We start from the raw sequence: 13,749 nt of genomic DNA, 5'->3' as shown, positions 1-13,749 counted from the left end.
GAACTGGAGACGAAGTGGCTGACGTAACCTTCACGGTCGATGGAAAGAAGCTGATGGCTCCCGCAGGGACGCTGCTGATCGATGCTTGCCGCAAGGCCGGTATTGAGATTCCTGCTTTCTGCTATTACCCGGGGCTGAGCCTGCAGGCCGCCTGCCGTATGTGCGTGGTGCGCCAGGAGAAGGTTCCCAAGCTGCAGACCGCATGCACGACGACGGTTGCCGAGGGACAGGTCTTCGTTACCGAGTCGCCCGAGATTGCGCAGGCGCGCAAGGCGACGATTCAATTGCTGCTCGGCAATCACCCGCTGGACTGCCCGGTCTGTGATGCGGGCGGCGAGTGCGAGCTGCAGGATATGACCTTCAAGTACGGCGCGGGCGAGAGCCTTTATGTTGAGGCGAAGCAGCACCGCGAGGAACAACAATGGTCTCCAGCGGTCTATTTTGACAGGCCACGCTGCATTCTCTGCTATCGCTGCGTGCGCATGTGCGGCGAGGGGATGGATGTGTACGCGCTGGGTATTCAGAACCGCGGCGTGACGTCAGTGATTGCGCCGAACGGCGGCGATCATCTGGATTGCGAACAGTGCGGCATGTGCATTGATGCCTGCCCGGTGGGCGCGCTGACTTCCGGATCGTATCGCTATAAGACGCGGCCGTGGGAGATGAACCACGTTTCTACCGTATGCACGCATTGCGGCGACGGATGCAAGGTAACGCTCGGCGTGAAGCAGTCGAATGACGGCACAGAGATTGTGCGCGCGGATAACCGCGACAAGAGCGGCATCAATGGCGATTTCCTTTGTGCCAAGGGACGGTTCGGATTTGATTTTGTCGAATCCAGTGAGCGCCTGACCAAGCCTCTGGTTCGCAACGCCGCAGGAAAGCTTGAGCCGACGACCTGGGAGCATGCGCTGCGTGTGGCCGGCACGAAGCTGAAGGAGATTCGAGACAACCAGTCTGGAAAGACTGGGGGCGGCGATGCGATTGGCGTCATCGGCTCCAACCGCACGACAAACGAAGAGAATTACCTGTTGCAGAAATTTGCGCGCACGGTTCTTGGCACCAACAATATTGATCACGACCGCAGCACCGACTATGTGAGCTTTGTGCAGGCACTGGCTGGGCATGAGGGTAAGATCGCGACCTTGCGCGAAACGGCGAGTGCTCCGGCGATTCTGCTGATTGGCGGCAATCCGACGGAAGAGCATCCGCTGCTGGCGTGGAACCTGCGCACGAATGTGCGGCTGAATCACGCGCGGCTGTATGTGGTGAATCACGAGACGATCAAGCTGGAGCGGCAGGCGAAGGCTGCGCAAGGCGTGCCACCGAATGGCTACAAGGATGTGACGACGCTGCTGGATCAGCAGCAGAGCGAGTTTGCCAAGGCCGTCATGGCTGAGGACTCGCTGCTGATTATCTTCGGGCAGGAGTTCCGTGGTGCGCAACTGAAGTCGCTTGTGGCGTGGGGATTGAATCGCGGCAATGTGCGGTTTGCGTATCTGGGCGATCATTCGAACTCGCGTGGCGCGGCTGACATGGGCTTACTGCCGGATTTGCTTCCTGGCTATGTGCCGGTAGGCGAGGCGGGAGCTTTTGCGCAGGAGTATTCGGGACTGCCGGTGAAGGCCGGCAAATCGCAGGCGCAGATCTTTGATGCGGCTCGGGAGGGCAAGCTTGGTGCGCTTCTTGTTGTGGGCGCGAACCCGGCGAAGAGGGCAGGCGTTGATCCTGCAAACCTGAATGGCGCGTTTGTCATTGTGCTCGATCTGTTTCCGACGGAGACGACGGCGCTGGCGGATGTTGTCTTCCCTGCTGCAAGTCTCTATGAAAAGACCGGCACTGTGACGAATACCTTTGGCGATGTGCAGCTGGTGAAGAAAGCCGCCGATCATGCGGGTACGAAGCCGGATTTCGAAATTCTAGTGCGACTCGCCGGCAGTATGGGCGTGGATGTAAAGACGCTTGTGCCGTTTGGCAAGGGCGGTGCGGTTGGAGACTTTGGCCAGTCGCGCGGCGCGCAGGCTGGCGAAGCTGATCGACATGCCGTATGGCTCACTGCGAATGGTCTTGAACCGAAGGTCAGCCCGTTTGATCCGCTGGCAGTGCTGGATGAGATCGAGCGACTGGTGCCTGCGTACAAGCTTGACCGGCTGAATCTTTTTGCCGGAAACGATGTTTCCACTGAGCCGGGTTTTGTGCCGGTTTCGGCGATTGCTTCGGCTGGCAGTGAGATGATTGCACCGGCGCATGATGGGTTATTCACCTCCGGTGAACTGGGCCGCCACAGCGCGTATTTGAGCGAATTGAATCAATATGAATCCCGCGAGCTGGCAGAGACCGCAGCGGACTGAACCACACGTTTTTTGAGGACGAAAGGCTAAAGTCAAGTGACGATCTGGTGGTTTGTTCTTTGGAGCATTCTTAAGGTGCTGGTAGTCACGGTGGTGCTGTTGACCGCTGTGGCATACACGGTGCTTCTGGAGCGCAAGGTCGTCGGCCGTATCCAGAACCGCTGGGGACCCAGCCGCGTGGGCCCCTTTGGCCTGCTTCAGCCGCTGGTGGACGGCGCGAAGCTCTTCCTGAAGGAAGACATTGTGCCCACCAGCGTCTACAAGCCGCTGTATCTGCTGGCTCCTGTTCTGGCGCTTGGCTGCGCTCTGATTTCTATCGCAGTGGTGCCGTTCGGCAATCCGGAGGTTGCGCCGCAGGGCTTTCGCATCTTTCAGATTTCCGACGTCAACATTGGCCTGCTCGTTGTTCTCGGCATCACGTCGATCGGCGTATACGGCATTGCGCTGGCAGGCTGGTCGTCGAACAATAAATATTCTCTGATGGGGTCGTTGCGCTCTTCGGCTCAGCTGATCAGTTATGAGTTGGCGCTTGGTCTGTCGCTTGTCGGCGTTGTGATGCTGGCAGGATCGCTGAATCTACGCGTGATTGTGGAGAGCCAGGCTGCGCATGGCCTTCTTTCGTGGAACATCTTTGGCGGATTCCAGTTCGTCGCGTTCTTTATCTATCTGATGGCGGCATATGCGGAGACCAACCGCGCGCCCTTCGATCTGCCGGAAGCGGAAAGCGAGCTGACTGCGGGCTATCACACGGAGTACAGCTCGATGAAGTTTGCCACCTTCTTCATGGCGGAATACGCGAACATGATTACGGTGAGCTGCGTGGCTACGCTGATGTTTTTTGGTGGCTGGACCAGCCCTCTTGGCAATTTGATCGGCCCGTTTCAGAACCAAATCATTAACGCGATTCTGCCCATCTTCTGGTTTGTCCTCAAAGTTTTCTTCTTTCTGTTTCTTTACATCTGGGTGCGCGGCACGCTGCCTCGCTTCCGTTACGACCAACTGATGAACTTCGGGTGGCGCTATCTGCTGCCGCTTGCAATTCTGAACATTGTGGGAACAAGCCTCTGGCTTGCGTTGAAGCAATAGCGTTGCGTACGAAGGATGCGCTTTTTACGCGCAACGCTCATTTACAATCGGAGAGAACTTTTACTGCGACGAAGTTACTTCGCTGCCTCTCTTCCTCGACCGGCTCAATCTTCGAGCCGCTGCATTATGCGATGGAACGATGCACCTGATTCTCTTTATTGTTTTTGCCGGATTGTGCCTGGCGGGAGCACTGAATCTCCTGCTCCAGAAGCATCCCATCAACAGCGCGCTCTCGCTGGTGGTGGTGATGACTTCGCTGGCGGTGCTGTATCTGCTGCTCGGCGCGGAGTTTCTGGCCGCTGCGCAGATTATTGTCTATGCCGGCGCCATCATGGTGCTCTTCACCTTTGTCATTATGCTGCTCAACGCGGGCCGCGAAGAACGTACGCTTGGTAGTAAAGCAGCCGTTGCGCTCGGCTTCCCTGCTGTGGCCGCGATTCTCGCCGTGATTGCAACCGTGATTCTTAAAGCGCAGGACCTCGGCTCGGTTTCGCTCAGCGACGGGATCACAAGCACAGAGGAGTTAAGCCGCGTGCTCTTCCACGAACTGCTGCTGCCCTTTGAGGTCACATCCGTGCTCATCCTCATCGCCATTCTTGGCGCAGTCTCGCTGGCGCGCAAAGGTCACGGAGACCAGGAGGCCGGCAAGTGATTCCTCTCTCGTGGTACCTGCTGCTGAGCGCGACGCTCTTCTGTCTGGGAATCGTCGGATTCCTCGTTCGGCGCAATCTCATCACCATCTTCATGTCGATTGAGCTGATGCTCAACGGCGTCAATCTCTCCTTTGTCACCTTTGCGCATCAGTGGCACCTGGTGAAGGGACAGATCTTCGTCTTCTTTGTGATGGTTGTTGCCGCGGCTGAAGCTGCCGTGGGCCTGGCCATCATCATCGCCATCTTCCGCGCTCGCGCCACGCTGGCCGTCGACAGAATCGACCTGATGAAACTATGAACGGACCACTGCTATTTTTACCGTTGATTCCGCTGCTGCCTTTCGCCGGCTTCCTGCTGAACGGGCTCTTTGGCAGCCGTCTGCCCAAGGCGCTGGTCACGCTGATCGCGCTTCTGGCGCCGCTCGGGTCTCTGGCGATTGTCGCGCATGACGCGTACCTGTTCTGGTCCGGCGCAATCACGTTTCCGGTCATCGAGCAAGGCGCGCCCACATGGATCAGTGTCGGCACGCTGCATGTCGATTTCGGCTTCGTACTCGATCAGCTTTCGCTGACGATGCTGCTCATCATCACTGGCGTCGGCTTCCTTATCCATATTTACTCCGCCGGTTACATGGCGCATGAAAAAGGCTACTGGCGCTACTTCGCGTACCTGAACCTCTTCCTGTTCTTCATGATCGTTCTGGTGCTGGCCGGCAATGCGCTGCTGATGTTCGTCGGCTGGGAGGGCGTGGGCCTGGCGTCGTATCTGCTTATCGGCTTCTGGTTCCAGAAGACATCCGCGGCTGACGCGGGCAAGAAGGCATTCGTCGTCAATCGTATAGGCGACTTTGGCTTCCTCATCGGCATGTTTCTACTGCTGGCAAACTTCGGCACGCTAACCTTCAGCGAGATTGCAACGAAGATTGGTGAGAACCCCGGCTGGACCGGCGGCGTGCTGACCTGCATCGCCATCTGCCTCTTTGTGGGCGCCGCGGGCAAGAGCGCGCAAATTCCGCTTTATGTCTGGCTGCCGGATGCGATGGAAGGCCCTACGCCGGTCTCCGCACTTATCCACGCGGCCACCATGGTCACAGCGGGCGTGTACATGATTGCCCGATCGCACGCTATCTTTGACCGCTCGCCGGTTGCGCTCAGCGTTGTGGCGATTATCGGCGCAGCTACCGCGCTCTTTGCTGCGACGATGGGATTGGTCCAGACGGATATTAAACGCGTGCTGGCTTACTCCACTATCTCGCAGCTTGGTTACATGTTCCTTGGCTGCGGTGTGATGGCGTATTCGGCAGGCGTCTTCCATCTGATGACGCACGCCTTCTTCAAAGCGCTGCTCTTCCTTGCAGCAGGTTCAGTGATTCACGGCATTGGCGGTGAGCAGGACCTGCGCAAGATGGGCGGCCTGAGAAAGAAGCTGCCTGTCACCTTCTGGACGATGACGGCAGGTGTCTTTGCGATTGCAGGCGCGCCCTTTCTGTCTGCCTTTTACTCGAAAGATGCGATTCTTTACGCTGCATTCCAGCAAGGGACTTTTGGAAGAGTGTTGTGGGCGGTTGGACTCTTCACTGCCCTGCTGACTTCGTTCTATATGTTCCGGCTCTGGTACCTGGCATTTTTCGGCAAACAGCGCGCTCCAGAGCTGCATCCGCATGAGAGTCCGTGGTCGATGCTTGGCCCTCTGGTGATACTTGCACTGCTCTCGATTGGCGGCGGCTGGATTGGCATTGAGAAGTTCAGCGAATGGCTTGCGCCGGCAGTCGGTACACATGCTGTTGAGGCCGCGGGCGGTATTCCCGAGTGGGCATTCAGCGTGATTGCGGTTTCCATGGGACTTATTGGCTGGCTCGTCGCACATGTTCTCTACTTCGCCAAGCCGGATCAGCCTGCGAAGCTTGCCGGATCGTTTTCCGTCCCATATAAGGTGCTCGTAAACAAGTATTGGGTGGACGAGATCTATAACGCGCTCATCGTGAAGCCGCTGTTGATGATCTCGCGGTTCCTGCTTGAGTGGGTCGTTGAGTTCGCGATTATCGGCGGCGTTGTTTGGCTGCTTGCGGGCATCGCACTGCTGACTGGGGCCATTCTGCAGAAATGGCAGTCGGGTAATCTGCGTTCGTATGCCGCATGGCTTGCGGCGGGCGCGGCTGCGCTGCTGTTGTTCGCAGGGGCCGTGCTGCTGGCAGCCAATGGTGTGGACATCAAATGGGCGGGGTGGAAATGAACGCAATCGACAGCTACATCCTCACGCTCATTCTTCTGGTGCCGCTGGCCGGAGCGTTGCTCATTGCGCTTCTGCCGGACCGCGGCAAGCTCTCGGCGTGGATCGCGCTGCTTACGGTGCTTGCGAGCTTTGGTCTGACGCTGCACCTGCCTGCGCATTTCCTCGCTGGCCAGCCGGGCTTTCAATTTGAAGTGACTCAGCCTTGGATCTCGAACCCCGCTATCAACTATCACGTGGGTATTGACGGCCTGAGTCTTTGGCTTGTTGTGCTGACCGGACTGCTTGCGCCCGTCGGCGTGTTGGCCAGCTGGAATGTCATCCAGACGCGCAGCAAGGTCTTTTACGCGCTCTTCCTGGTGCAGCAGACGGCGATGTTCGGCGTCTTTGTGGCGCTGGATCTGATGCTTTACTACGGCTTCTGGGAGCTTTCGCTTGTGCCCATGGCGATTCTCATTGCCATGTACGGCCGCAAGGAAGGTCCGAAAGCTGCGACGAAGTTCTTCCTCTTCACCTTTATTCCATCTGCGCCTCTGCTCGTTGCCATCCTATGGCTCTATGCGAAGACCGGAACCTTCAACTTCACGGAGCTTCAATCCGCCATTGCGGGCGGCGCGCTGCCTGCAGGCGCACTCTTCTGGGTTGCGCTGGCATTTCTCTTTGCATTTGCGGTCAAGGTACCGATCTTCCCGCTGCATGGCTGGCTGGCGGATGCATTTAGTGAAGCGCCGGTCGCGCTGGCCATGGTCATCGCAGGCAAGCTTGGCCTTTACTCCATGCTGCGCTTCCATGTTGCGCTCTTCCCGGAGCAGGTCAAGTGTGTCGCGCCAGTTCTGATTGCGCTTACCGTGATCGGCATTCTTTATGGCGCGTGCCTTGCGCTGGTGCAGCGCGATTTCTGGCGGCTCATTGCGTTTGGAACTGTCGGCCACTTCAGTCTGACAACGCTCGGCATCTATGGGCTTACACTCACCGGACGCACCGGCGCTGTTTACCAGACGCTGAATCAGGGCGTGATGGAAGGCGCACTCTTTGTGCTGCTTGGCGTGATTTATTCGCGCTATGAATCGAGCCAGATTGCCGCGTTTGGCGGCGTGGCGGCCAAGTTGCCGCGCACGGCTGTCTTCTTCGTGATCACCTCGCTCGCCATGGTGGGCCTGCCTATGCTGAACGGCTTTGTCGGCGAGTTCCTGATTCTCTCCAGCACCTTCATCGGTGTCAGTCAGGGCTGGGCCACCGCAGCTACCGTCAGCGTGATTCTTGGCGCGGCCTATACGTTGTGGCTCGTGCAACGCGTATTTTATGGTCCTGAGAGTGCGCTGGCCACGGAAAAGCCTGCCGCAGATCTGCGCTGGAATGAGTGGATCGTCCTTGCGCCGCTTGCCCTCCTGATGCTGATGATGGGGCTCGCGCCCGGACTCTGGCTACCCACGATTGAAAGCTCTATGAAGCTCGCTCCGATTCAGCAGACATCGTCCTCGCAGCGAATCCTGTTGCCACCGCTCGCTGTAACATTCCATGACAGCAAGGAGGCCGCACGATGAACACTGACCTTCTGCGCATCCTTCCGGAAACTATCCTCGTCGTGGCCGGTATTCTCGTCATGCTCATCGATGCATCGCTGCCTCCACGTGCACAGCGGCGCGGACTCATCTGGGTTGCCGCTCCGGGAACTATGCTTGCGCTCTGGGCCAGCCTGATTCAGCTTCGCCTTGATCCTGGAACGGCCTTCTTTGGCGCGGTCGAGACAAGCCCGTTTACGATCTTCTTTCATGTACTGATTTGCGGCATTGTGCTTGTTGCGCTGCTGCTTGCCTATGACACTCTGCCCCGCGACAGCCATCACCAGGGCGAGTTTTACGCACTGGTTCTCTTTGGCGCATCCGGCATGTGCCTGCTCACCGGCGCAGTCGAGTTGCTGGTTGTCTTCATCGCGCTTGAAATTTCGTCCATCTCGACTTACATTCTTGCGGGCTACCGCAAGCACACGGGAAAAGGACCGGAAGCAGCTATCAAATACTTCCTGCTGGGGTCTTTTGCCACGGGATTTCTGCTCTATGGCATTGCGTTGATCTTTGGCGCTACGGGCAGTACGCAGATTTACGAAGTTGCGCACAAAGCTGCATCCGCGCAGAATCACACGTTCATCGTCCTGGCGTTGATGTTGATGCTGGTCGGCATCCTCTTCAAGGTCTCTGCCGCACCCTTCCATGTCTGGACGCCGGATGTCTACGAAGGCGCGCCTTCGCCTGTGGTTGCACTGCTTTCGACCGCTCCCAAGGCCGCCGCATTTGCGCTGCTGTTGCGCGTACTGTATCAGATGCTGCCCGATCTGCGCTCGCTCTGGATGCCGTTGCTGTGGGTTATTGCCGCCGCGTCCATGACCATTGGCAACCTGGCTGCACTGCGCCAGCAGAATGTGAAGCGCATGCTAGCCTACTCGTCCATTGCGCATGCGGGTTATCTGCTTGCTGCGTTTGCCGGGCTTGCGGACAAGGGCATTGCAGCGGCAGCCTTTTACATTGCTGCTTACGCGGCCATGAATGTCGGTATCTTTGCGGTGGTCACGCTCATCAGTGGCTATGACGAACATCTGCCGTTAGTGGCGGACTTCCGCGGCGTGCTTTATCGATCGCCACTGCTTGGGTCGCTGCTGATCTTCTTCCTGATTTCGCTGATTGGCATTCCGTTTACCGGCGGTTTCTTCGGCAAGTTTTATTCCTTCTCGGCTGCGGTTGGTGGCGGCGCTGTGGTGCTGGCGATCATTGGCCTTCTGAACTCCGGCGTGGCGGCAGCGTATTATGTGCGGCTTGCGGTCACCGTTGCTCAGAAGCCTGAAAATGGAATGAGTCAAGCCGCTCTACCGGTGCCGCAAATTGGCGTGGCTGTTGGCGCTGCCCTGCTCTTCACTGTCGGAGCTACGCTGTGGCTTGGCATCGCGCCGGAGCCGATTCTGCGCGCTGCCGAAAATGCGGCGCACGCGCTGCAGTAAACCGGATTCGCTACTCCATCTCTGCAAGCGCGGCCTCACTGGGCGCGCCCCCGGCATCGGCGCTCATCAATTCGCGATAAAGCGCCGCCGTCAAGCTCATCACTCGCTCTTCAGAGAATCGGTCAATCGCCCATCGCCGCGCGGCAACTCCCATTGTGCGCCGACGCGGCTCACTGCCAAGCAGCTGAAGTATCGCTTCGCAAATTGCCTCCGGATAGCCGGGTGGAACCAGCAATCCGGTCACCTCTGGAATTACAGCATCGCGCGCGCCGGTAGCCAGCGTGGTAATCACCGGCAATCCGGAAGAAGCTGCTTCGAGCGCAGCATTTGGAAAGCCCTCGCGCCGGGTGGGCAGAACCATCATGTCCATGGCGCGATACCACGGCGCAGGATCCGGCACAAATCCCGTACAGACAATGGCTGGATGGCTTTCAATTGCCCGCCGCATCTCGGGGGCGAGTGCGTCTTCCGAGGCGTCAAACCAGCCTACCAGCAACAGGCGCGCATGCGGCTGCGACTGCAGCACGCTTTCAAAGGCCTCTACCAGCTCTGGAATGCCTTTGTCGCGCGTAAGCCGGCCGACGAACCCGATCACAGGCGCGTCGGGAGCTATTTTCACTTTCTCCCGCAGCGTGCAGGGCCCCGGCGCAAACCGCCGGGTGTCAACGCCATTGCTGCTTCCGTCTCCAACACGCCGAAATTTTTCCTCCGGCGCAAGATGTATACCTGCTGCTTTGGCTTGCAGGCTGGGACTGTTGCAGAGAACATGATGCGCGCTCCACGCCGCCAGCCGCTCAGCGGCCAGCAGAATGCGCCGCCGTAGTCCGATTGAGGTTTCCAGTTTGAGGCCGCGCAGAAAATAGATTCTTGCCGGAACACCCGCCAACAGGGCTGCCAGATTGCCCAGCAGGCCGGCCTTCGGCGTGCTGAATTCTGTGAGATCCGGCCGCAACCGAGCAAGCAGCCACCAGAGGCGGAGAAGAGCAACCAGGTCGAGGAGCGGGGAGATACCACGCCGCATTGTAACGGCGTCTGTTTCAATTCCCTCTACTGCTGCAAAGCGGTCCAACATGCGGCCCGGGCTGGAGATAACACGGACGCGAAAACCCGCCTGGAGCAGTCCGCGCACGCGCCCGGAGAGCAACAGGCATGACTGTGGATGCGTAACACCGAGAACTATAAGTGGCTGACGATTGAGAGATGCTGCCTCATTCCCACCGGAATTTTCCATTTGCCCTCATTGGCCCAGAAATAAACCAACAAGCAGGCGGGGATGAAAAGGCAAGTTCAGAACAACAGAGGCAAAATTTTGCCCCGAAAAGTTACTGCAGCTTCCAACTTCTTATTACTGTGGTGTATTTTGTTCGTAGCATATCATGACAATTCACAGAACTGTGCTTTTCCTGATTCCTCATCTTGGAGGAGGGGGAGCAGAACGGGTTACGGCCAATCTCGTCTGCGGCCTGCCGGAGGGCCGCTTCCGCGTGCATCTCGGGCTGGTGACGGGGCTTGCTGCGCAGGCGATTGACGGCGTTGAGAAGCTGCCGCCGAACGTGATGGTCCATGCGTTGGGCGCAACCCGCGTTCGCTCTGCCATGTGGCCGCTTCTTCGATTGGTGTGGCGGCTGAAGCCGGACCTGATCTTCTCGAACATGTTTCACGTGAATTTTCTGGTGCTGCTTCTGCGTCCATTTTTTCCGCGCCGTACGCGGTGCATCATCCGGCAGAACCAGATGACCTCGGCGGAAACGGGCACGGGCGACTTCACCCGTAGGTTGTATCGCGCACTCTATCCGCGAGCCGATAAGGTGGTGTGCCAGAGTGAGGCAATGGCGAAAGAGATGCGTGTCTTGATTGGAACAGCAGAAAATCTACGAGTCTTGCCAAATCCGGTTCTTCCGAATTCAGCACCCGAGGGAGGCAAATCTTTTGCTCCCGTCTGCGAAAATCTCTGGCGCGACTCCGGACCGCGGTTTCTTGCGATGGGACGGCTAACGCATCAGAAGGGTTTCGACATGCTCCTTCCTGCGTTTCAACAGGTGCTGCGCTCCTATCCCACGGCGGAGCTGGCGATTCTCGGCCAGGGACCGGAGGATGCCGCTCTAAAGACAATGAGCCGTGAGCTTGGCATCGAAGAACACGTTCATTTCGCGGGCTATGTGACGAATCCGCAGGCGTGGTTTGCGGGTGCAACGGCCTTTATCATGTCCTCGCGTCATGAGGGCATCTCCAACGCGCTGCTCGAAGCTGCGGCGGCTGGGCTGCCCATTGTGACTACGCCTGCGCTGGGCGGCATTGCAGAGCTTCTGACTGGCCAGCCGGGCGCATGGATCACTCGTGAGATTTCAACTCAGGCAATTGTAGAATCACTCATCTTCGCGCTCGAATCCATCGCGCCGGGCGAGCGCTTTTCACATCTCTGGCTTCAGGACTACCGCATGGAAAACGCTATTCCACGGTTCGAGAGCCTGATCAACGAAGTTCTGGCAGGCACACACGCATGAAGCACATTGCATTTCTTCTTCCCACATTGAACCGTAATGGCGGAGCTGAGCGGCAGGTTGTTCTGCTTGCCACGGGTCTTGCTGCGCGCGGCTGGCGCGTCACCATAGTGGCGCTCTCCGGCACATGCGGAGAGGCCTGCGGAGAACTGCACACCGCGGGAGTGGAATTTTTAAGCCTGCATATGCGGAAGGGCCTGGCCGATCCGCAGGGATGGATACGTCTGAATGCATGGCTGAAGCAGGCACGCCCGGAGATTCTGCACGCGCACCTGCCCCATGCTGCGTGGCTCGCGCGTTGGTCGCGACTTGCAGCACCGGTGCGCGTGGTCGTCGATACGATCCATACTGCGGGAACCGGCACACGAGGGCGCAAGCTTGGCTACCGGCTCAGTAACTGGCTCACGGACCAGGTCACCGCGGTAAGCGAGGGGGCGGCGCAAGCCTGGACCTCAGCACGTATGGTCAGCGCTAAGCGGCTGGAGATCCAGCCTAACGGCATCAACAGTGAAATGTGGAAGCCTGATGCCACTGTGCGTGCCGAACTCCGTGCCGAACTTGGCTTGCGCGATGAATTCCTGTGGCTTGCAGCCGGACGGCTGGAAACGGTCAAGAACTTCCCCGCGCTTCTCAAAGCCATGGCGGCACTGCCACAACATGCGCGATTGGTGATTGCGGGGAGTGGCTCGCAAGCTGAATCACTCTGGGCGCAGGCTCGCAGCCTGGGGGTTGAAAGCTCTGTGCGCTTTCCCGGTCACCAATCTAATCTGCTGCGCTGGATGCAGGCCGCGGATGGTTTTGTGCTCTCCTCACACTGGGAAGGTCTGCCCATGAGTCTGCTTGAGGCCGGAGCCTGCGGCCTGCCGTGCGTCTCGACTGCGGTTGCAGGGGCAACAGAGATCGTTCTCGACGGACACACAGGCCTTCTTGTACCCGCGGGAGACCAGAATGAGCTGAATGAAGCCATGCGCCGCCTGATGGCTATGGGCGCAAGCGAGCGGCTAGCAATGGGCAACGCTGCACGGCAGAGCATCCTTGCGCGGTACAGCATCCATTCGGTGCTAGACCATTGGGAAGATCTTTACGCAAGGCTGCTCGACGAGCATCCAGTTGCAACACGCTGGTCTCGTCCTACTGTGCGCAATGGCTTGGCCGTCTTTACGCCTGCCATTGGCGAACCAGCTTCTTCACCGAACGGCGTAGCTGCAGACGCCCAATAACAGCGGCCTCATAGATTCGTTCATCGGTACGCATCTCGTGGGCCTCGTAGTCCTTCACTACGCGGTCAAATGAGGTGAAACGCGCGGCGTTGCGGCTGAGAAAGGCGCGCAGCTCCTCTGCCACAGGACGCGTTGTGGTGCCAGGGTGCAGGCAGATGGTCCATAGTCCTCTCTTGCGTTCGACGGGCGACCATATCTGCTGTGGAATCCACACCACGCCACCACGGAGAAATGGACGGAGCGCAATCCCGTCCGACAAATAGCCGATGCCTTCTTCGCGCAGAGCTGCCAGAGTGTTCGAGTCAAAACCGTGGCGGGGCGCGACCCACAGTCGCGGATTCAATCCCTTGGTCCGCAGCATTTCCAACCCCGCGCGCAGCATTGCGCGCTGTTCTTCCACGGGCCGACCGGAGAACTCCGTATGGCTGTGAAATGGAAGGATGCTTTTGCCCTGTTGCACGCATTGGTGCCGGTAACCATGAATTGCAATGGCCGCTCCCGCCACTTGCATCGCACGCATCTGCGCCCAGAAGGCGGGATCAGGCGGCGAGTTGCGTAGCTCGGAATCCTGATTGTCAGGTACCACGGCAAGAATGGGACGGATGCCGAATTCGCGAATGATGGCGGCCAGCCGCTGCCAGCGACGTTCATGCACCGTGGGACAGAGATCGTCAACGCGAAGCAGGTATTGAGCGGGTTGCGGAATCCTTGTCATGC

The 13,749-nt window shown here is 58.5% G+C and carries 11 protein-coding genes; 9 read left to right on the top strand and 2 right to left on the bottom strand.

All coding sequences use genetic code 11. The features are described from left to right. Positions 1-14 precede the first annotated feature (14 nt). The 7 genes from VO84_RS02345 (at position 15) to VO84_RS02315 (ending at position 9,311) form a co-directional block, all read left to right on the top strand. The gene (locus VO84_RS02345; protein ID WP_058185684.1) at positions 15-2,351 is read left to right on the top strand and encodes a molybdopterin-dependent oxidoreductase; all 2,337 of its coding nucleotides are present in this window, start codon (positions 15-17) and stop codon (positions 2,349-2,351) included. A 36-nt stretch (positions 2,352-2,387) separates the two neighbouring features. Then, a complete protein-coding gene (gene nuoH / locus VO84_RS02340; protein ID WP_058185683.1) occupies positions 2,388-3,437 on the top strand; it encodes an NADH-quinone oxidoreductase subunit NuoH in 1,050 nt (349 codons plus the stop codon). A 139-nt stretch (positions 3,438-3,576) separates the two neighbouring features. Beyond that, positions 3,577-4,089, top strand: a complete 513-nt coding sequence (locus VO84_RS02335) for an NADH-quinone oxidoreductase subunit J family protein (RefSeq protein ID WP_058185682.1) — start codon at positions 3,577-3,579, stop codon at positions 4,087-4,089. Then, the gene (gene nuoK / locus VO84_RS02330; RefSeq protein WP_058185681.1) at positions 4,086-4,388 is read left to right on the top strand and encodes an NADH-quinone oxidoreductase subunit NuoK; all 303 of its coding nucleotides are present in this window, start codon (positions 4,086-4,088) and stop codon (positions 4,386-4,388) included. The genes VO84_RS02335 and nuoK overlap by 4 nt, the downstream gene beginning before the upstream one ends. Beyond that, positions 4,385-6,322, top strand: a complete 1,938-nt coding sequence (nuoL, locus tag VO84_RS02325) for an NADH-quinone oxidoreductase subunit L (RefSeq protein ID WP_058185680.1) — start codon at positions 4,385-4,387, stop codon at positions 6,320-6,322. The genes nuoK and nuoL overlap by 4 nt, the downstream gene beginning before the upstream one ends. Next, positions 6,319-7,863: a complex I subunit 4 family protein gene (locus VO84_RS02320; RefSeq protein ID WP_082661623.1), complete on the top strand. Its 1,545-nt coding sequence runs from the start codon at positions 6,319-6,321 to the stop codon at positions 7,861-7,863. The genes nuoL and VO84_RS02320 overlap by 4 nt, the downstream gene beginning before the upstream one ends. Next, the gene (locus tag VO84_RS02315) at positions 7,860-9,311 is read left to right on the top strand and encodes an NADH-quinone oxidoreductase subunit N (RefSeq protein WP_058185679.1); all 1,452 of its coding nucleotides are present in this window, start codon (positions 7,860-7,862) and stop codon (positions 9,309-9,311) included. The genes VO84_RS02320 and VO84_RS02315 overlap by 4 nt, the downstream gene beginning before the upstream one ends. A 10-nt stretch (positions 9,312-9,321) precedes the next feature. Here VO84_RS02315 and VO84_RS02310 read toward each other — a convergent pair whose 3' ends face one another. After that, positions 9,322-10,542, bottom strand: coding sequence for a glycosyltransferase (locus tag VO84_RS02310; RefSeq protein ID WP_058185678.1), 1,221 nt, complete (start codon positions 10,540-10,542; stop codon positions 9,322-9,324). 145 nt (positions 10,543-10,687) lie between these two features. On the opposite strand from VO84_RS02310, the gene VO84_RS02305 reads away from it, so the two are divergent. Together VO84_RS02305 and VO84_RS02300 are read left to right on the top strand one after the other, a co-directional pair. Further along, positions 10,688-11,815 carry a glycosyltransferase gene (locus VO84_RS02305; RefSeq protein ID WP_058185677.1) on the top strand — a complete coding sequence of 376 codons (1,128 nt, stop codon included), beginning with the start codon at positions 10,688-10,690 and terminating at the stop codon, positions 11,813-11,815. Further along, complete coding sequence (locus tag VO84_RS02300; RefSeq protein WP_058185676.1) at positions 11,812-13,032, top strand: glycosyltransferase; 1,221 nt, start codon at positions 11,812-11,814, stop codon at positions 13,030-13,032. Before VO84_RS02305 ends, VO84_RS02300 begins: the two co-directional genes overlap by 4 nt. Here the strand turns inward: VO84_RS02300 and VO84_RS02295 are convergent. Continuing rightward, positions 12,971-13,747 (bottom strand): DUF2334 domain-containing protein, encoded by a 777-nt coding sequence (locus tag VO84_RS02295; RefSeq protein WP_058185675.1) that lies wholly within the window; start codon positions 13,745-13,747, stop codon positions 12,971-12,973. The two genes, VO84_RS02300 and VO84_RS02295, sit on opposite strands and share 62 nt — an antisense overlap. Positions 13,748-13,749 lie beyond the last annotated feature (2 nt).

The organism is Occallatibacter gabretensis, from assembly GCF_001449115.1.
GTDB lineage: Bacteria > Acidobacteriota > Terriglobia > Terriglobales > Acidobacteriaceae > Telmatobacter > Telmatobacter gabretensis.
This window is presented reverse-complemented; position numbering and strand designations above follow the sequence as displayed.

Coding starts and splice junctions, on each gene's coding strand:
- VO84_RS02335 (WP_058185682.1), top strand. CDS start 3,577: ATGCACCTGATTCTCTTTATTGTTTTTGCCGGATTGTGCCTGGCGGGA.
- nuoL (WP_058185680.1), top strand. CDS start 4,385: ATGAACGGACCACTGCTATTTTTACCGTTGATTCCGCTGCTGCCTTTC.
- VO84_RS02320 (WP_082661623.1), top strand. CDS start 6,319: ATGAACGCAATCGACAGCTACATCCTCACGCTCATTCTTCTGGTGCCG.
- VO84_RS02315 (WP_058185679.1), top strand. CDS start 7,860: ATGAACACTGACCTTCTGCGCATCCTTCCGGAAACTATCCTCGTCGTG.
- VO84_RS02310 (WP_058185678.1), bottom strand. CDS start 10,542: ATGGAAAATTCCGGTGGGAATGAGGCAGCATCTCTCAATCGTCAGCCA.
- VO84_RS02305 (WP_058185677.1), top strand. CDS start 10,688: ATGACAATTCACAGAACTGTGCTTTTCCTGATTCCTCATCTTGGAGGA.
- VO84_RS02300 (WP_058185676.1), top strand. CDS start 11,812: ATGAAGCACATTGCATTTCTTCTTCCCACATTGAACCGTAATGGCGGA.
- VO84_RS02295 (WP_058185675.1), bottom strand. CDS start 13,747: ATGACAAGGATTCCGCAACCCGCTCAATACCTGCTTCGCGTTGACGAT.